The organism is Citrobacter sp. S39, assembly GCF_009495675.1.
Classification (GTDB): Bacteria; Pseudomonadota; Gammaproteobacteria; order Enterobacterales; family Enterobacteriaceae; genus Citrobacter; species Citrobacter freundii.
In genome coordinates this window covers 2,550,394-2,568,381 of the sequence record NZ_CP045555.1, presented here as the reverse complement: position 1 = coordinate 2,568,381, position 17,988 = coordinate 2,550,394, and the positions used below count along the sequence as shown (strand labels likewise).

Genomic DNA, 17,988 nt, shown 5'->3' with positions numbered 1-17,988 from the left:
TTGCCGGGTGGCGTAGCGCTTACCCGGCCTACAAATTAATTCGCGGTATTGTAGGCCGGATAAGCAAAGCGCATCCGGCAGTACATTCCAGACAGGATTCACATCAATGGCATACACCACTTTTTCACAGACGAAAAATGATCAGCTTCTGGAACCGATGTTCTTCGGCCAGCCGGTGAACGTCGCCCGCTACGATCAGCAAAAATATGACATCTTTGAAAAACTGATCGAAAAGCAGCTCTCTTTCTTCTGGCGTCCGGAAGAGGTCGATGTTTCTCGCGATCGTATCGATTTCCAGGCATTGCCGGAACATGAAAAACATATCTTCATCAGCAACCTGAAGTATCAGACGCTGCTGGACTCCATTCAGGGACGTAGTCCAAACGTCGCGCTGCTGCCGTTAATCTCGATCCCTGAACTGGAAACCTGGGTGGAAACTTGGGCGTTTTCTGAAACAATCCATTCCCGCTCCTACACTCATATTATTCGCAATATCGTTAACGATCCGGCGGTGGTGTTTGACGATATCGTCACTAATGAGCAAATCCAGAAACGCGCAGAAGGTATTTCCAGCTACTACGACGAATTGATCGAGATGACCAGCTACTGGCATTTGCTCGGTGAAGGTACGCATACCGTTAATGGCAAAACGGTTGTCGTAAACCTGCGTGAGCTGAAGAAGAAGCTGTATCTGTGCCTGATGAGCGTCAACGCGCTGGAAGCGATCCGCTTTTATGTCAGCTTCGCCTGCTCCTTCGCATTCGCCGAACGTGAACTGATGGAAGGCAACGCGAAAATTATTCGTCTGATCGCCCGCGACGAAGCCCTGCATCTGACCGGTACTCAGCATATGCTGAACCTTCTGCGCAGCGGTGTAGACGATCCGGAGATGGCGGAAATTGCCGAAGAGTGCAAACAAGAATGTTACGACCTGTTCGTACAGGCCGCGCTGCAGGAAAAAGAGTGGGCGGACTATCTGTTCCGTGATGGCTCAATGATTGGCCTGAACAAAGACATTCTGTGCCAGTACGTTGAGTACATCACCAACATCCGTATGCAGGCTGTCGGACTCGATCTGCCTTTCCAGACCCGCTCTAACCCGATCCCGTGGATCAACACCTGGCTGGTGTCTGATAACGTCCAGGTCGCACCGCAGGAAGTGGAAGTCAGCTCTTATCTGGTCGGCCAGATCGATTCGGAAGTTGATACCGACGACCTGAGTAACTTCCAGCTCTGATGGGCCGCGTGACTTTGCGCATCTCTGGCACACAACTGCTGTGCCAGGATGAACATCCTTCCCTACTTGCCGCACTCGAGTCGCACGATGTTGAAGTCGAATATCAGTGTCGTGAAGGCTACTGCGGCTCCTGTCGTACCCGCCTGGTGGCAGGACAGGTTGACTGGATTGCCGAACCTCTGGCCTTCATTCAGCCCGGTGAAATTTTGCCCTGTTGTTGCCGGGCAAAAGGCGATATTGAAATAGAGCTGTAACGCAAGGCGGGATAAAAATTGTTACTGGCAAAAGAGCCGCCGATGAACGGCAGCCCTTTATTTCTCCTGCAGGCATGTAGGAAAACGTTAACAGCAGACGGCCTTATCTAGCAGTTAATAACGTTTCGTCCAATAAGGCCTGTGACCGGAGGTGCATCACAGGCCTTATGCCATTACTCTTTATTCAGGAATTTCACTGCTTTGTCGGGGAAGTCGGTGAACAGCCCGTCAACACCCGCTTTGTTATAAAGAATGTCATACAGCTGGTTTACGTCAGTGGTGTAATCCGGCAGTTGATCGGCGCGAACGGTATAAGGATGCACCACCATCTTATTCTGATGTGCGTCCTGCACCATGCCAGTTAACGAGATATTGCCCTTCTTCGACTTCTCATCAATCAGCATGTGGTAGTCCGGCCCAATGCCGTCCGCATACTGCGCAACCTGCTTCATGGCACCCGGTTTAAACATCCAGTCGTAGTTGTAATTAACCCAACTGCCGTCTGGCTTTTTCTCCTGAGTTTCATTCCAGTCAGTGTACGCAATCAACTGTACCAGATTGAGATCCATCCCCATCTTCGGTTCCAGTTCATTCTTAATGCGCTTTAACTCTGCGACATCAAAACACTGCAGATAGACCTTATCGTTCTTGTCGGTGTACCCGTACTTTTTCAGTACTTCCAGCGTTTTAGCCGCAATGTCCTTCCCTTCCTGATGATGGAACCACGGCGCTTTCATTTCCGGGTAAATGCCGATGTTTTTACCGGTTGAATGATTTAATCCCTGAACGAACTCAATCTCTTCTTCGAAAGTGTGCACACGGAAATCAGATTTACCCATCGGGAAACGCCCCGGGTAGGTCTGGACCTTTTTGCCATTTTCGATATCAAAGCCTTCGGTAAATTTCAGCGACTTAATCTCATCCAGCGTAAAGTCGATAGCATAGTAACGCCCATCTTTACGCGCACGATCCGGGAAACGCTCGGCAACATCGGTGACGCGGTCAAGATAGTGGTCATGCAGGACGACCAGATGGTCGTCCTTAGTCATCACCAAATCCTGTTCCAGGTAATCCGCTCCCTGAGCATAGGCCATCGCTTTCGCAGGTAACGTATGCTCCGGTAGATAACCGCTGGCGCCACGGTGCGCAATCACGATTTTATCTGCGGCAAGCGCCGCGCTGCTCACAACCATACCTGCCAGCATCAGCGCCACGCTGAGACTTTTCAATGTGGTTTTCATCTATTAGCCCCCGTTACGCTTGAGCTGCATCTCTTCGTGATGGCGTTTTTCGCCAATCATGACGACTACCAGCAGAATAACCGCCAGCACGCTACCGCCAATCATCACCATAAAGCCGCCGTCCCAACCGAAGAAATCAACGGTGTAGCCGACAATGGCGCTCGCAGCCACAGAACCGCCGAGATAACCGAACAGACCAGTAAAGCCAGCCGCCGTACCTGCCGCTTTTTTCGGTGCCAGTTCCAGCGCATGCAGACCAATCAACATGACCGGGCCGTAGATCAGGAAGCCGATGATAATCATACAAGCCATATCTACGTTCGGGTTGCCTGCCGGGTTCATCCAGTAAACGATGGTCGCAATCGTCACCAGCGTCATAAAGAACACGCCGGTCGCGCCACGGTTTCCACGGAAGACTTTATCCGACATCCAGCCACACAGCAGCGTGCCCGGAATACCCGCATATTCATACAGGAAGTAGGCCCAGGATGATTTATCCAGTGCAAAATGCTTCACTTCTTTCAGGTAAGTCGGCGACCAGTCCAGGATGCCGTAGCGCAGCAGATAAACAAACACGTTGGCGATAGCGATGTACCACAACAGTTTGTTCGGCAGTACGTACTGCATGAAGATCTGCTTCGCAGTCAGCTCTTCTTCCGCTTTCTCGTTGTAATCGTCCGGATAATCGTTCTTGTACTCTTCGATTGGCGGCAGACCACAGGACTGCGGAGTGTCACGCATCAGAGCAAAAGCAAACAGCGCGACGACGATCGCACCGAAAGCAGGCATGTACAGCGCCGCTTTCCAGTCATTGAACCAGGCCATACCCAGCAGGAATAACAGAGGAGGCAGACCGCCACCCACGTTATGCGCACAGTTCCAAACGGAAACGATGCCGCCACGCTCTTTCTGCGACCACCAGTGCACCATGGTACGACCACACGGCGGCCATCCCATCCCATCCCCTGGAACCATCCGCAGAGGAACAGCAGCACAAACATTACCGCGATGCTCGATGTCGCCCACGGCACAAAGCCCATGAACAGCATCACTGCGGCAGCCAGAATCAAACCGGCTGGCAGGAAAACGCGCGGATTCGAGCGATCCGAAACGGACCCCATGATGAATTTCGAAAATCCGTAAGCAATGGAGATACCGGACAACGCAAAACCCAGATCGCCACGCGAGAACCCCTGCTCAACCAGATACGGCATCGCAAGGGCAAAGTTCTTACGTACCAGATAGTACGCGGCATAACCAAAGAAAATCCCCAGAAAAATCTGCCAACGTAATCGACGATATGTCGGGTCGATCTCCGCTGCAGGTAAACGCGCCGTGTGTGACGCTGGTTTAAAAATGCTCAACATAGTGTAGCCTCCGTGGCCGTCTTTCATTCGAAGTAAACACTGCAGTTCGTCATTACTACCCTACCGCTCCCAGTGTGGCCGCGATGTTAAGGAAAGATACATAACAAAAATGTGAAACGCAGCACATATTGTTACAGATTTATGACAAATGTTCATAAAGGCGCACGAAATCACGTTTCATTTTCGAATAATGAGCGATTATGCGCGAAATCAAACAATCCATGTTTTTTATGTGGCTAAATGATAAAAAACGAACTGTGAGGAAAAACAATGAAAATTCGCGACTCGCAAACAAGTGACGTGATTATCATTGGTGGAGGAGCAACAGGTGCAGGGATCGCACGCGATTGTGCGCTGCGCGGGTTGCGCGTCATCTTAGTGGAACGCCACGATATCGCCACAGGTGCGACCGGGCGCAACCACGGCCTGCTGCACAGCGGTGCACGCTACGCCGTCACCGATGCTGAATCTGCCCGTGAGTGCATCAGCGAAAACCAAATTCTGAAACGTATCGCCCGCCATTGCGTTGAGCCAACGGACGGTCTGTTTATTACCCTGCCGGAGGATGAGCTCTCCTTTCAGGCGACCTTTATTCGCGCCTGTGAAGAGGCAGGGATTCGCGCAGAAGCGATTGACCCTCAGCAAGCACGTATTATCGAACCTTCCGTGAATCCACAGCTGATTGGTGCGGTAAAAGTGCCGGACGGCACGGTTGATCCTTTCCGCTTAACCGCCGCCAACATGCTGGATGCGCGTGAGCATGGCGCGGTTATCTTAACGGCGCATGAAGTCACGGGACTTATCCGTGAAGGAGCAACAGTTTGCGGCGTTAATGTGCGCAATCATCTGACGGGCGAAATGCAGTCCCTGCATGCACCGGTTGTGGTGAACGCCGCCGGGATCTGGGGTCAACGCATTGCGGAATATGCCGATCTGAGCATCCGTATGTTCCCGGCCAAAGGTTCGTTGCTGATTATGGATCATCGGATTAACCAGCATGTCATCAACCGCTGCCGTAAACCGTCTGACGCCGATATTCTGGTGCCAGGCGATACCATCTCATTGATCGGTACCACCTCGCAGCACATTGATTACGATGATATCGATAGCAACCGCGTCACCGCAGAAGAAGTTGACATTCTGCTGCGTGAAGGCGAGAAACTGGCGCCGATTATGGCGAAAACGCGCATTTTACGCGCCTACTCCGGCGTGCGTCCGCTGGTAGCCAGCGACGACGATCCCACCGGGCGTAACGTCAGCCGTGGAATTGTCCTGTTCGATCACGCCCAGCGTGACGGACTGGAAGGGTTTATCACCATTACCGGCGGCAAACTGATGACCTACCGCCTGATGGCGGAGTGGGCTACCGATGCCGTTTGCCGTAAGCTGGGCAATACCCAGCCTTGCACAACCGCAGACACCGCGTTGCCTGGCTCACAGGAATCTACCGAGCATACGCTTAAACGCGTTATTTCGTTACCTGCGCCGCTACGCGGTTCGGCAGTCTATCGCCATGGGGATCGTACCCCAGCGTGGCTGAGCGAAGGCCGTCAACATCGCAGCCTGGTCTGTGAATGCGAAGCGGTCACCGCAGGCGAAGTGCAATACGCCGTCGAGAATTTAACCGTCAACAGTCTGCTCGATTTGCGTCGCCGTACCCGCGTCGGAATGGGGACCTGCCAGGGCGAATTGTGTGCCTGTCGCGCCGCAGGTTTGCTGCAACGTTTTAATGTCACTACCGCAGCACAATCCATTACTCAGCTTTCCGACTTCCTCAACGAACGCTGGAAAGGTGTGCAGCCTATTGCCTGGGGAGATGCACTGCGCGAAAGCGAATTCACTCGCTGGGTTTATCAAGGGTTGTGTGGTCTGGAAAAGGAGCACCAGGATGAAATTTGATACCGTCATTATCGGCGGCGGCCTCGCTGGACTGCTATGTGGCCTGCAACTGCAAAAAAGCGGACTGCGCTGCACGATTGTTACCCGCGGCCAAAGCGCCCTGCATTTTTCCTCCGGCTCACTGGATTTGCTCAGCAGCTTACCCGATGGTCAACCGGTGACGGATATAGAAGCGGGTTTGAATGCACTGCACACTCAGGCACCCGCACATCCGTATAGCACCATCGGAACGCAGAACGTTCTGGAACTGGCCCAGCAGGCGCAAAATTTACTGGAAGAATGCGGAGCGCATTTGCAAGGCAACGTGCATCAGGCACATCAACGTGTTACCCCGCTGGGCACCCTGCGCTCAACCTGGTTAAGCTCCCCGGAAGTGCCGGTCTGGCCGCTGTCCGCGCAGCGTATATGCGTTGTAGGGATTAGCGGGTTACTGGATTTTCAGGCGCATCTCGCCGCGGCGTCATTACGCCAACGTAATCTCAGCGTCGAGACGGCAGAAATCGAACTGCCGGAACTGGATGTCCTGCGTGATAACCCAACCGAGTTTCGCGCCGTTAATATTGCGCGCCTGCTGGATAACGAAGATAAATGGTCGCTGCTCTATGACGCATTGCTGCCAATGGCAAAAATCTGCGACATGATAATCATGCCGGCCTGCTTTGGTCTGGCAGATGAGCGGCTCTGGCAGTGGCTTAACGAGCGCCTCCCCTGCTCGCTGACACTGTTACCGACCCTACCTCCTTCGGTACTGGGCATGCGTTTACACAACAAATTGCAGCGCCAGTTTGTGCGCCAGGGCGGTGTGTGGATGCCGGGTGATGAAGTGAAGAAAATCACCTGTCAGGACGGCGTGGTCAGCGAAATCTGGACCCGAAATCATGCCGATATCCCGTTGCGGCCACGTTTCGCCGTGCTCGCCAGCGGCAGTTTTTTCAGCAGCGGGCTGGTCGCCACGCGTGAGGCAATCCACGAACCAATCCTGGGACTGGATGTACAGCAAACAGCTACCCGCGCCGAGTGGTATCAGCGTGATGTTTTCGATCCACAACCGTGGCAACTGTTTGGCGTCACAACCGATGCCACATTGCGCCCATCACTGGCGGGAAAAACGATAGAGAACATGTACGCCATCGGTTCCGTCCTCGGCGGATTCGACCCTATCGCCCAGGGTTGCGGAGGCGGCGTGTGCGCAGTCAGCGCCTTACATGCCGCACATCATATTGCGAAACGTGCAGGAGGACAGCAATGAGCGACACACGTTTTGAAAGTTGTATCAAATGTACGGTGTGCACCACCGCCTGCCCGGTAAGCCGCGTCAACCCGAGCTACCCGGGCCCTAAGCAGGCCGGCCCGGACGGTGAACGTCTGCGCCTGAAAGATGGCGCACTATATGACGATGCGCTGAAATACTGCATCAACTGTAAGCGCTGCGAAGTGGCCTGTCCGTCAGACGTGAAAATCGGCGATATCATCCAGCGCGCGCGCGCCAAATACGACACGACGCGCCCATCGCTGCGTAACTTCGTCTTAAGCCATACCGATTTAATGGGTAGCGTTTCCACCCCCTTCGCCCCAATAGTGAATACCGCCACCTCACTAAAACCGGTACGTCAGTTGCTGGATTACGCGCTAAAAATCGATCATCGCCGTACGCTGCCGAAGTACTCCTTTGGCACCTTCCGCCGCTGGTATCGCAGCATTGCCGCACAGCAGGCGCAGTATCAGGATCAGGTCGCCTTTTTCCACGGCTGTTTTGTGAATTACAACCATCCCCAGCTTGGCAAAGACCTGATCAAGGTGTTGAATGCGATGGGAACCGGCGTGCAACTGCTGAGTAAAGAGAAATGCTGTGGCGTGCCGCTGATTGCTAACGGATTTACAGATAAAGCGCGTAAGCAGGCGGTCAGCAACGTGGCCTCACTCCGGGAAGCGATTGATGGCAAAGGCATTCCGGTGATCGCCACCTCATCAACCTGTACCTTTGCGCTACGTGATGAATATCCAGAAGTGCTGGATGTCGACAACTCAGGCCTGCGAGAACACATTGAACTGGCAACCCGCTGGCTGTGGCGCAAGCTGGATGAAGGTAAAACGCTGCCGCTGAAAACGCTGCCGCTGAAGGTGGTCTATCACACGCCATGCCATATGGAGAAAATGGGCTGGACGCTCTACACGCTGGAGCTACTGCGACAAATTCCGGGGCTGGAGCTGACGGTGCTGGATTCTCAGTGTTGTGGGATTGCCGGGACTTACGGCTTTAAAAAGGAAAACTACCCGACTTCACAGTCTATTGGCGCACCGTTATTCCGCCAAATTGAAGAAAGCGGCGCAGATATCGTCGTCACCGACTGCGAAACCTGTAAATGGCAGATTGAGATGTCTACCAGTAAGCGTTGCGAACATCCTATCACCCTGCTTGCCAAAGCGTTGGGGTAACTCAGTTGCCCGGTGGTGTTTGCTACCGGGCATTTTTGCGCATCCAGTTCCGCTTATTTGAATACGTTGCAGTCGGGCGTATTTATCTCTGATTCACCCACGCAAAAAATCAATTTCTCATATGCAGCGCTTGTTAAAAGTAGATACCGTCACGCCATATTCTCTTTCTGGTGACGGACTACCATGGCTAAACCCACTACATCCACACCGCATGATGCGGTTTTTAAAAAGATCATTTCTTATCCTGAGATGGCCCGGGATTTTCTGGAGATTCACCTCCCCGCCACATTACGTGAGATATGCAATTTGCAAACGCTGAAGCTGGAGTCCACCAGTTTTATCGAACAGGATCTCCGCGCGTACTACTCCGACGTATTGTGGTCGCTAAAAACCCACGAAGGTGACGGCTATATCTATTGTGTCATCGAACATCAGAGTACAGCCGTGCAGCACATGGCATTCCGCCTGATGCGCTATGCCACCGCTGCGATGCAGCATCATCTTGATGCCGGGAATAAAACGCTGCCGCTGGTGATCCCAATGTTGTTTTATCACGGTCAACAAAGCCCCTATCCCTGGTCACTCAACTGGCTGGATGAATTTGACAATCCACAGCTGGCACGACAGCTTTATTCAGAAGCCTTTCCGCTGGTCGATATTACCGTGATACCTGACGATGAAATCGTGCAACATCGGCGTGTTGCGCTGCTTGAGTTGATGCAAAAACATATCCGCGATCGTGATTTGATGGGATTAGTGGACCGACTGGTCTCGTTATTAGTTACAAGCACCGCTAATGACAGCCAGCTACAAACGCTATTAAATTACCTGCTACGGTACGGCGACGTTTCTCACGTCAACGAATTTATCCATAAAGTTGCCGAACGTTCCCCTCATAACAAGGAGAGGCTGATGACAATCGCAGAGAGGCTCAGACAAGAAGGTCACCACGATGGGCTGCAACAAGGGTTACAACAAGGATTAGAACAAGGATTAGAACAAGGAGTACAAAAAGGTACGCAAGAAGAAGCAACACGGATTGCTCGCATGATGCTGGAACATGGTATTGATCGTGAAATCGTACTGGGCATTACCGGTTTTTCTGCTGACGACGGGGCGGCTAGCAACCATTAGCACAGATCTCAGGCCCGATAGCCTTATACCATCGGGCCTGATATTAGTAACTGCTTTTTAACGTTTGTGCTGATTTCTCCGGCTTAAACATTGCCAACCGGCGATCCAGCGCTTCGGTATAAAGCATGGTATCGACGCCTACAGCGACAAAATTCGCGCCCCACTGCAAACATTTTTGCGCCATTGCCGGGTCGACGGCGAGGAAACCGGCGGCTTTTCCGGCTGCGCGGATACGGCGAATGCTTTGCTCGATGATCTCTTGTACTTCCGGGTGTCCGGTGTTATCCGGATAGCCCAGTGATGCAGAAAGATCCGCCGGGCCGATAAAGACACCGTCAATACCTTCAACGTCCAGAATCGCATCCAGATTATCCAGTGCGGCTTTACTCTCGACCTGCACAAGCAGGCACAGTGATTCATTGGCCCGTTCCATATAATTGTCGATACGTCCCCAGCGCGCCGCCCGCGCCACGCTGGCACCAACGCCACGCTCCCCGAGTGGTGGATAACGAGTCGCAGAAACCACCTGACGCGCCTGCTCCGCACTGTCGACCATAGGAATCAGCAACGTCTGCGCACCAATATCCAACACTTGCTTGATCAACGCTTTACTGCCCTCAACGGGACGGACTACCGGCTGACTGGCATAAGGCGCAATCGCCTGGAGCTGGTGGTAGAGATCCTGCACCGTATTCGGCGCATGTTCACCATCAATCAACAGCCAGTCGTAGCCCGACGTCGCGGCAATCTCTGCCATGTAGGAGGTGGTCGAACTGAGCCACAGGCCAACCTGGACTTCCCCTTTCCGCAATCCTTCTTTGAAGGGGTTTGATAACAATGCGTTCATAACGATCCTTACAATTAATGATGCACAGCGCCTGCTTGTGAAACCGAACGGTTCACACTCAGCGTAAAGATGATAAGCGAGCCAATCATCGCGACGCCCGCCAGAACCAGCAGACCTGCCGCATCGCTGGCAAACAACGTTTCTGCTTTGACGCGCAGAATGGGGGCAATAAAGCCGCCTACGGCACCAAACAGGTTGACGAAGCCGATCCCCGCCGCCAGAGCAGTCCCGGAAAGAAGCTGCGTTGGCATCGTCCAGAACACCGGCTGTACGGCGATGAAACCAACCGCAGCGACGCAAAGCGCCACGATCGCCAGTACCGGTGAAACCAGCCCGGACAAGCCAATGCCAATCCCGGCCGCCAGCAGTGTCAGCGCAGCAACGTTACGTCGATCGCCAGTGCGATCGGAATAACGCGGAATAAGCCAGGTGCCAAACAACGCCGCTACCCACGGTATCGCCGTCACGACTGAAGCCGTAAAGCCGACCTTTGTTCCCAGCAATGCGGCAACCTGAGTGGGCAGGAAGAAGATCAAGCCATACACCGCGACCTGAATCGTCAGATAGATGATCGCCAGTTGCCAGACGCGGCCATTACGCAACGCGTCCGACAGGCGCGAAGTGACCTTTTTCTCCTCTTCACTCGCCAGTTGGCTAATGAGTGCAGCCTTTTCCTCGGCGCTAAGGAAACGCGCTTGCTGTGGCGTGTCGTCAAGCCAGAAGAAGGTAAAAACGCCTGCACCTACCGCCAGTAAACCTTCGATAACGAACATCCAGAACCACCCCGGATGTCCCATAAAACCGTGCATCTCCAACAGTGCACCTGAAAGCGGCGATCCCAGGGTTAATGCCAGCGGCGCCCCCATGTAGAATAGCCCCATGATGCTGGCGCGATTACGCTGGGGGAACCACTGCGACGTCAGGTATATCATACCGGGGAAGAACCCTGCTTCTGCCGCACCCAGCAGAGTACGGATGACCAGAAACTTTGCTTCTGTGTCCGCCCATGCCATCGCCGCGGAGAGAAATCCCCATAGTAACGTGGTGGTGCCAATCCAGGTTCTGGCGCCAAATTTACGCATCAACAAGTTGGCAGGAACGCCCAGAAAGGCGTAAACCACAAAGAAAATCCCCGCCCCCAACGCATAAGCCTCATTGCTCAGGCCGGTATCAATCTGATAGGTCTCTTTGGCAAAACCGATGTTCGAGCGGTCAAGAAACGCCAGCACATACAGCGCCAGCATAAAGGGAATCAAACGGGCGCGGTTTTTCTTCACCACACCGTCAAGTAACGTGGTACTCATCGCAAGATCCTCAAAGAAATGAGGGCGTTGCCGTGGCAATGGCAACGCACAGGTCATTAGTGGCTATAAGGGCGCTTCAGATTGCAGTCGCGGTTAAGTTCGACGCCAAATCCCGGTTTGTCGAGCACCGACTTATGAATGCGGCCATTGACGGGTACGGGTTCGTCCAGAAGGATCGGATCAAACTGTGGGCGCATCGTTGAGCAATCCGGGCTGGTCATCAAAAACTCACTGAACGGGGTGTTGGTGAACGTGATCACCGCATGATGCGAGTAGACCGATGAGCCATGCGGCACCACCAGCTGTCCGCGTGATTTCGCAATAGCGGCAATTTCTACTAACGTGGTTAACCCACCGCACCAGCCTACATCCGGCTGCATTATGTCGATGCCGGTTTCAGATAGGGTGCGGAAAGATTGTAGCGTTCCATGGTGTTCACCGCTGGTGACCATCATCCCTGCAGGGGCGTTGCGTTTCAGTTCGCGATAGCCTTCATACTGCTGCGGTGGCAGACACTCTTCGATCCACTTCAGATTATACGGCGCGCAGGCATGAGCCAGTTTGGTGGCATAGTTCACATCCTGACTCATCCAACAGTCGAGCATCAGCCAAAAATCAGGGCCACATTTTTCGCGCATATCAGCGACCATTGCTGCATCTTTGCGGATCCCGGCATCCCCATCGTGCGGCCCCCAGTGAGTTGGCATTTTGCCGCCAATAAAGCCCATCTCCTTTGCCAGATCCGGACGCGCGCCCGTCGCGTAGAATTGAATTTCGTCTCGTACCGCGCCACCCAACAACTTGTAGACCGGTAACCCCACCACTTTGCCGAACAGATCCCACAGCGCCAGATCTACGCACGAGATGGTGTTCATCACCAGACCGCCAGATCCGGAGTAATACATTGTTGCGCCGAGCATCTGGTCATGAATGAGTTTGATATCGCTAACGCATTTCCCTTCGATAAAACGATTGAGATGCTTTTCTACAATAAAGCAACCCATCTCCCCTGCCGTCGACACGGCAAAACCGGTCTGCCCGTTCTCAGCTTCTACCTCAACAATCAGCGTTCCTAACACGTTGATACCAAAAGACTGACGCGATTGCTCGTATTCATGATATTTACTCATTGGCGTGGCGATATGATCGTCAATCCAGTGGTTAGCGCCCTGATCGTGATAGTCACCACCGCCAGCGCCTTTTTCCGCCGTGGCACCACCGGTAAACCAGGCGCGGACGTGTTTAATTTTAGGTAGGGTCATGATGTTCTCCTTTTTATGAAGCAAGTGAGTCGAAGGGACTTTTCCATCCCAGCAGGCGTGAAATATCTTTGGCGCAGGAAATCGCTTTACCAGCCAGATAATCACGGTTCTCTTCGTTAATTTGCAGACGCGTGCCAACCACTGAAATCGCGGCGGTCAGCTCATTGCTAGCGTTAAAAACTGGCGCAGCGACGCAGCGAACATCGGGATAATCTTCGCCATTATCAAAGCTCCATCCACGCTGACGAATACGCTCAAGCTCGTCCTTCAACTGCTGTGGTTTGGTGATAGTGGTCGGCGTTGCCTGTTCCCATATCAGTTGTTCAATAATGGCTTTACGTACGGCGGCAGGTTGCCAGGCCAGCAGACATTTGCCGATACCCGAGCGATAGAGCGAAAGACTTTTCCCTTCGTGGGAGCGCACGCTGATAGTCGATGACGACTCTACTTTCAGGATGTAATACGCGCTTTCGTGGTCGATGATCCCCAGATGGCAAAGCAGTCCGGTCTCATCCATCAGTTGTGTCAACCGTGGACGGGCCAGTTCACGTAAATCCATCTTGCTCAGGGCATGTCCCGACAGTTCAACCAGCTTGGTCCACAGGCAGTAATTCTCCTGATGATCAATGCTGATGAAGCGTTGACGTTTCAGTTCGTTCAGTAATAGATACGCGGTACTTTTTGGAATACCCAGCGTTTCTATGATGATAGCGGCACTGCATGGGCCGATACGCGCAATGAGATTGAGTATTTCAATCGCCCTGGTGAGCGCGGGAACTTTACTTGATTCCAACATACTGGACTCCAGTCTGAGATACTGGAATCAGTGTGGTGAGTTAAGGTGGTTAAAATTGTGAAGTGCATCAAATCCTCCCGCTCTTCCAGTAGGCTGGAGAAAAAACGAGTGCAATTGTGAACTAACGCACAGATTTTTTTACAGGGAGTACAATAGGTTGGACTGAAAATGGGAAGGCCAGCATGCCTTCCCGTTACGAGAAGTAGAGAGAGAATAAATCAGGCAGGTAGCATCAGAGATTCCACTACGTCGATCCAGCCGTGCTCACTGGCAATATCCTGTCCGTTAAGCCAACGGCGCAGCATATTTAGCGCCATCATTGCGCACACTTCCTGACGAATCGACAAGCTGTAGCGATTAGCGTTCAGCCGAACGCGCAAACCATATGTCCCATTGGGGGTGGCCAGTGCAAAGTTAATATGTTCGTTTTCGAAAGCTGATATCGCCAAAGCCAGCCCGGCATAATGTTTGCTACGTCGCTCGGTTACCCAATGCGCCGTTTGCGCCAGCGTTTCTTCCTGGGGCGGAACAACTTCGCTCGCCAACAACGGAGCATTAGCGCGAGAAAGCTGCAACGCGACCAGACCACCGGTAAATTGTTCGCTCAGCGTCAGGCTGTATTGCCGTTCCTGTAACGTGCGGGCAATTTGTGCGGGCAAGCCTTCCGTACCTTCGAAAATCATATTCTGTCCGGCAACTCGCTTAACTTCTGGCCACAGCGCCAACATCGCTTCACGTTGGGAATCCGGCCCGGTCAGCTTCAGCTCAATAATCGGCATTGAGGAGCGATATCCCATTGTTACGCCCGGTGGCAAAGTCAGCGGATCCAGGCTTTGTGCCAGCTCACTTTCAGAACGGCCAAAGGTGGTTAATCGCAGGCATAACGGGGGCTGAGCCAAAGAGAAACGCTCACGCAAACGCGGCAGGATCTCATGCTCAACCATGACTTTAAATTCTGACGGTACACCCGGTGTAAAGAACATCAGGCAGCGGTTAAGCTTCAGGGCGAACCCGCACGCGGTACCCACCGGATTATTGATAAACTCAGCGCTGGCCGGAAGTTCAGCCTGTTTGCGGTTGCTCGGCGCCATCACGCGGCCACGATCGCGGAAATATCGCTCCATCTCGGTCAGCCATGCTTCATGCAGCACCAGCCCTTCGCCTTTTGCCGTTGCCGCTGCCAGCGCGCTCAAATCATCGCTGGTTGGCCCCAAACCGCCATTAACGATCAGTATATCGGCGTGTTCGCTACGCTCACGCAAAACGGCGACTAAATCGTTAAGATTGTCACCTACCGTGTTGCGGCGTGTTAGCGGTAAACCCTGATTAAAGAAAAAATCGGCCAGCCAGGCGGCATTGGTGTCGACGATTTGTCCGTGCAACACTTCATCCCCGGTGGATAGCATCTCCACGTTTAACATCGTGTTCTCCTGCTTTTATGATGAAAACACTATAACGCATGGAGGGGGGAAGGCGCGACTGAACGCCGCGCCAGAAATGTTAGAAGCTGGCGTTAACCCCAACGTACGGGCCATCAGCAATTGCGTTATCACGGTTACCATCTTTACCTGCCAGGTTCAGGTAACGATAACCGGCTTCGATGCTCAGCGGACGCATAATGGTCAAACGCGCACCGGCATTTGCTTCTTCATAGCTGTCGATACCGCTGGAAAGCGAATCAGGAGAGTAATAGTACTCACCAAACAGACGAATGCTGTCGCCGATCGGCCACTGTAAACCACCACCGACAGCCGCAGCATAACCTTCATCGCCATCGTTTGGATTGGTATAAACACCTTTACCACCAACGGTCGCCAACAGTGGACCCAGCGGGATATTCAGCCCCAGGCCCAGCCCAGCAACATCGCCGTCGTCATCATTATGCATCCAGTTGCCGCTGACGGCCAGACCAGTGGTCTCAGTACCCATACCGAATCCAAGGTTGGTGTAGTCTTCGCCAGCCTGACCATTGATGCTAATCGCGTTTGCCGAAGCGGAAACAAACAGCATTCCGGCAAAACCCAACAGTAAACTTTTTTTCATTTTCTATCCTTTCCTGCAAGAATCAAAACATAGCCCCAAAACCGGTGAATTGTACTGTCAGATGACGAGGAATCAATGAGCTAAAAAAGCGATGCAAGACCATATTGTAACTAAATACTACTTAATGAGATTAGATAAGGTTAAATTTTTGTATGTAATCTATCGTTTGCATCCCTGAACGCCATTTTCAACAACAATCAATTTTTCCTCGCCCGTACGGACTTAATCGTCGATGAAGCGTTTTTTCTCCAGCCAGCAAAAGGTAAGATAGACGGATGATGGAATTCTTAATACCCGCCCTGGAAGGACTTGACCTATGCGCCAAAGAACAATTGTTTGCCCATTAATTCAAAACGATGGCTGCTATTTACTCTGCAAAATGGCTGACGACCGCGGTGTGTTTCCCGGTCAGTGGGCGCTGTCTGGCGGTGGCGTTGAGCCGGGTGAGCGCATCGAAGAAGCTTTGCGCCGGGAAGTGAGAGAGGAGCTGGGCGAGCAGCTGGTGTTATCAGAAATTACGCCATGGACTTTCAGTGACGATATTCGTACTAAAACGTACGCGGATGGCAGCCAGGAAGAGATTTATATGATTTATCTCATCTTCGATTGTGTGGCAGCTAATCGTGAAGTGAACATTAACGAAGAGTTCCAGGCGTTCGCCTGGGTTAAAGCGGAAGATCTTGGCACCTACGACTTAAATATCGCCACACGTAAAACGTTAACCTTGAAAGGGTTACTGTAAGTCCCCCGAGTTTAAACGTAATATAAACAATGATCACATTAGCGGTATTGCTCTCAGCATTCAGCAACAGAGAACAATACCGCCATAATGACTAAAAACTATTTATATTCAAACAAATAAACCACTCCCCACTGTCTTTGTTATTATCTCCCAAACCTTAAACCCTTAAGGATAAATTAACCTTCGGCCATTAACCTTTGTAGCCTGATGAAATAATTAACGACGCCCCTGTTTAGTCCTAAAAATAAAACTTCGGTAGCGTTAAATGGCTTGAAGGAATAATGATGTCTGACTTTTTGCCTTTCTCTCGCCCGGCAATGGGTGCTGAAGAGCTTGCCGCTGTAAAAGCGGTGCTGGACTCTGGATGGATAACCACTGGCCCGAAGAACCAACAGTTGGAAGAAGCCTTCTGCCAGCTCACAGGAAATCAACACGCCGTCGCCGTCTGCTCTGCCACGGCAGGTATGCACATCACACTGATGGCGTTGGGCATAGGTGCAGGCGATGAGGTCATTACGCCGTCGATGACGTGGGTTTCTACCCTCAACATGATTGTCCTGCTGGGTGCGACGCCAGTCATGGTCGACGTCGACCGCGATACACTTATGGTCACACCTGAGCAAATTGAAGCCGCCATTACCCCACGAACCAAAGCCATTGTTCCAGTACATTACGCAGGCGCCCCCGCCGATCTTGACGCGATTTATGCCATTGGCGAGCGTTATGGCATCCCGGTAATAGAAGATGCGGCCCATGCCGTAGGGACATTGTATAAGGGCCGTCATGTCGGGGCGCGCGGTACGGCAATCTTCTCGTTTCACGCCATCAAAAATATCACCTGCGCAGAAGGTGGACTGATTGTTACCGACGACAGCCAGCTTGCCCAGCGGCTTCGCAGCCTGAAGTTTCACGGTCTGGGCGTTGATGCTTTTGATCGACAAACCTATGGCCGGGCACCGCAGGCCGAAGTGCTTGCGCCAGGATACAAATACAACCTGACGGATATCAATGCCGCTATTGCGTTGGTACAGCTTAATAAGCTGGAGCAACTGAATTCACGCCGGGCGCAAATTGCCCAGCAATATCAGCAGGCGCTGGCTGATACGCCATTTCAACCGCTGGACCTGCCCCGGTGGCCGCACGTTCATGCCTGGCACTTATTCATCATTCGTGTTGACGAAACCCGCTGCGGGCTGAGCAGAGATGCCCTGATGGAAGCGCTGAAGACTAAAGATATCGGCACCGGTCTGCATTTTCGTGCAGCCCATACGCAAAAATATTATCGCGAACGCTTCACTACCCTTTCGCTCCCAAATACTGAATGGAACAGCGCGCGCATCTGCTCGCTGCCGTTATTCCCAGACATGACCGAAGCGGATACCCAGCGGGTCATTACGGCACTTCGCGAGATTGCAGGACAATAATC

General features: G+C 52.6%; 15 protein-coding genes and 2 pseudogenes. 9 read left to right on the top strand and 8 right to left on the bottom strand.

From position 1 onward, the window contains the following. Positions 1–106: 106 nt before the first annotated feature. From nrdB to GFB57_RS12120, 3 genes and pseudogenes are all read left to right on the top strand, one after another. Positions 107–1,237, top strand: coding sequence for a class Ia ribonucleoside-diphosphate reductase subunit beta (gene nrdB / locus GFB57_RS12130; protein ID WP_003027605.1), 1,131 nt, complete (start codon positions 107–109; stop codon positions 1,235–1,237). Beyond that, positions 1,237–1,491 carry a ferredoxin-like diferric-tyrosyl radical cofactor maintenance protein YfaE gene (yfaE, locus tag GFB57_RS12125; RefSeq protein WP_003027609.1) on the top strand — a complete coding sequence of 85 codons (255 nt, stop codon included), beginning with the start codon at positions 1,237–1,239 and terminating at the stop codon, positions 1,489–1,491. Before nrdB ends, yfaE begins: the two co-directional genes overlap by 1 nt. A 21-nt stretch (positions 1,492–1,512) precedes the next feature. Continuing rightward, positions 1,513–1,602, top strand: a pseudogene (locus GFB57_RS12120) (hypothetical protein); the annotation flags it as partial. 62 nt (positions 1,603–1,664) lie between these two features. On the opposite strand, the gene glpQ reads toward GFB57_RS12120, so the two are convergent. Together glpQ and glpT are read right to left on the bottom strand one after the other, a co-directional pair. Beyond that, positions 1,665–2,732, bottom strand: a complete 1,068-nt coding sequence (gene glpQ, locus GFB57_RS12115; RefSeq protein ID WP_003027612.1) for a glycerophosphodiester phosphodiesterase — start codon at positions 2,730–2,732, stop codon at positions 1,665–1,667. Positions 2,733–2,735: 3 nt separating this feature from the next. Beyond that, positions 2,736–4,099 (bottom strand): annotated as a pseudogene (gene glpT, locus GFB57_RS12110) (glycerol-3-phosphate transporter). Positions 4,100–4,369: 270 nt separating this feature from the next. Between glpT and glpA the strand changes: the two are divergent. The 4 genes from glpA (at position 4,370) to GFB57_RS12090 (ending at position 9,568) form a co-directional block, all read left to right on the top strand. Continuing rightward, a complete protein-coding gene (gene glpA, locus GFB57_RS12105; protein WP_003027617.1) occupies positions 4,370–5,998 on the top strand; it encodes an anaerobic glycerol-3-phosphate dehydrogenase subunit A in 1,629 nt (542 codons plus the stop codon). Beyond that, a complete protein-coding gene (gene glpB, locus GFB57_RS12100; RefSeq protein ID WP_290366796.1) occupies positions 5,988–7,247 on the top strand; it encodes a glycerol-3-phosphate dehydrogenase subunit GlpB in 1,260 nt (419 codons plus the stop codon). Before glpA ends, glpB begins: the two co-directional genes overlap by 11 nt. Next, positions 7,244–8,434 (top strand): anaerobic glycerol-3-phosphate dehydrogenase subunit GlpC, encoded by a 1,191-nt coding sequence (glpC, locus tag GFB57_RS12095; protein WP_003027620.1) that lies wholly within the window; start codon positions 7,244–7,246, stop codon positions 8,432–8,434. Before glpB ends, glpC begins: the two co-directional genes overlap by 4 nt. Before the next feature lie 183 nt (positions 8,435–8,617). Further along, entirely contained in the window at positions 8,618–9,568 is a 951-nt protein-coding gene (locus tag GFB57_RS12090) for an Rpn family recombination-promoting nuclease/putative transposase (protein ID WP_003027622.1), read from the top strand. A gap of 43 nt (positions 9,569–9,611) precedes the next feature. On the opposite strand, the gene yfaU is transcribed toward GFB57_RS12090, so the two are convergent. From yfaU to GFB57_RS12060, 6 genes are all read right to left on the bottom strand, one after another. After that, on the bottom strand, positions 9,612–10,415 hold the full coding sequence (gene yfaU / locus GFB57_RS12085; protein ID WP_003027625.1) for a 2-keto-3-deoxy-L-rhamnonate aldolase: 804 nt from the start codon (positions 10,413–10,415) through the stop codon (positions 9,612–9,614). 14 nt (positions 10,416–10,429) lie between these two features. After that, on the bottom strand, positions 10,430–11,719 hold the full coding sequence (locus GFB57_RS12080) for an MFS transporter (protein ID WP_003027628.1): 1,290 nt from the start codon (positions 11,717–11,719) through the stop codon (positions 10,430–10,432). A 56-nt stretch (positions 11,720–11,775) separates the two neighbouring features. Next, positions 11,776–12,981 carry an L-rhamnonate dehydratase gene (rhmD, locus tag GFB57_RS12075; RefSeq protein ID WP_003027631.1) on the bottom strand — a complete coding sequence of 402 codons (1,206 nt, stop codon included), beginning with the start codon at positions 12,979–12,981 and terminating at the stop codon, positions 11,776–11,778. Positions 12,982–12,994: 13 nt separating this feature from the next. Beyond that, on the bottom strand, positions 12,995–13,777 hold the full coding sequence (locus GFB57_RS12070) for an IclR family transcriptional regulator (protein WP_003027633.1): 783 nt from the start codon (positions 13,775–13,777) through the stop codon (positions 12,995–12,997). Between the two features lie 218 nt (positions 13,778–13,995). After that, complete coding sequence (locus tag GFB57_RS12065; protein ID WP_003027637.1) at positions 13,996–15,198, bottom strand: nicotinamide mononucleotide deamidase-related protein YfaY; 1,203 nt, start codon at positions 15,196–15,198, stop codon at positions 13,996–13,998. A gap of 79 nt (positions 15,199–15,277) precedes the next feature. Further along, positions 15,278–15,820, bottom strand: a complete 543-nt coding sequence (locus tag GFB57_RS12060) for a YfaZ family protein (protein WP_003027640.1) — start codon at positions 15,818–15,820, stop codon at positions 15,278–15,280. A gap of 316 nt (positions 15,821–16,136) precedes the next feature. Between GFB57_RS12060 and nudI the strand changes: the two genes are divergently transcribed. Beyond that, complete coding sequence (gene nudI, locus GFB57_RS12055) at positions 16,137–16,562, top strand: nucleoside triphosphatase NudI (RefSeq protein WP_003027643.1); 426 nt, start codon at positions 16,137–16,139, stop codon at positions 16,560–16,562. 284 nt (positions 16,563–16,846) lie between these two features. Continuing rightward, positions 16,847–17,986 carry a UDP-4-amino-4-deoxy-L-arabinose aminotransferase gene (gene arnB, locus GFB57_RS12050; RefSeq protein ID WP_003027645.1) on the top strand — a complete coding sequence of 380 codons (1,140 nt, stop codon included), beginning with the start codon at positions 16,847–16,849 and terminating at the stop codon, positions 17,984–17,986. Positions 17,987–17,988: the final 2 nt, after the last annotated feature.

What these genes read in the sequence shown, in the direction of transcription:
- glpC (WP_003027620.1), top strand. Translation starts at nt 7,244, where the DNA reads ATGAGCGACACACGTTTTGAAAGTTGTATCAAATGTACGGTGTGCACC.
- arnB (WP_003027645.1), top strand. Translation starts at nt 16,847, where the DNA reads ATGTCTGACTTTTTGCCTTTCTCTCGCCCGGCAATGGGTGCTGAAGAG.
- rhmD (WP_003027631.1), bottom strand. Translation starts at nt 12,981, where the DNA reads ATGACCCTACCTAAAATTAAACACGTCCGCGCCTGGTTTACCGGTGGT.
- GFB57_RS12065 (WP_003027637.1), bottom strand. Translation starts at nt 15,198, where the DNA reads ATGTTAAACGTGGAGATGCTATCCACCGGGGATGAAGTGTTGCACGGA.
- yfaU (WP_003027625.1), bottom strand. Translation starts at nt 10,415, where the DNA reads ATGAACGCATTGTTATCAAACCCCTTCAAAGAAGGATTGCGGAAAGGG.
- GFB57_RS12080 (WP_003027628.1), bottom strand. Translation starts at nt 11,719, where the DNA reads ATGAGTACCACGTTACTTGACGGTGTGGTGAAGAAAAACCGCGCCCGT.
- glpA (WP_003027617.1), top strand. Translation starts at nt 4,370, where the DNA reads ATGAAAATTCGCGACTCGCAAACAAGTGACGTGATTATCATTGGTGGA.
- GFB57_RS12070 (WP_003027633.1), bottom strand. Translation starts at nt 13,777, where the DNA reads ATGTTGGAATCAAGTAAAGTTCCCGCGCTCACCAGGGCGATTGAAATA.
- glpQ (WP_003027612.1), bottom strand. Translation starts at nt 2,732, where the DNA reads ATGAAAACCACATTGAAAAGTCTCAGCGTGGCGCTGATGCTGGCAGGT.
- nrdB (WP_003027605.1), top strand. Translation starts at nt 107, where the DNA reads ATGGCATACACCACTTTTTCACAGACGAAAAATGATCAGCTTCTGGAA.
- GFB57_RS12060 (WP_003027640.1), bottom strand. Translation starts at nt 15,820, where the DNA reads ATGAAAAAAAGTTTACTGTTGGGTTTTGCCGGAATGCTGTTTGTTTCC.
- nudI (WP_003027643.1), top strand. Translation starts at nt 16,137, where the DNA reads ATGCGCCAAAGAACAATTGTTTGCCCATTAATTCAAAACGATGGCTGC.
- GFB57_RS12090 (WP_003027622.1), top strand. Translation starts at nt 8,618, where the DNA reads ATGGCTAAACCCACTACATCCACACCGCATGATGCGGTTTTTAAAAAG.
- glpB (WP_290366796.1), top strand. Translation starts at nt 5,988, where the DNA reads ATGAAATTTGATACCGTCATTATCGGCGGCGGCCTCGCTGGACTGCTA.
- yfaE (WP_003027609.1), top strand. Translation starts at nt 1,237, where the DNA reads ATGGGCCGCGTGACTTTGCGCATCTCTGGCACACAACTGCTGTGCCAG.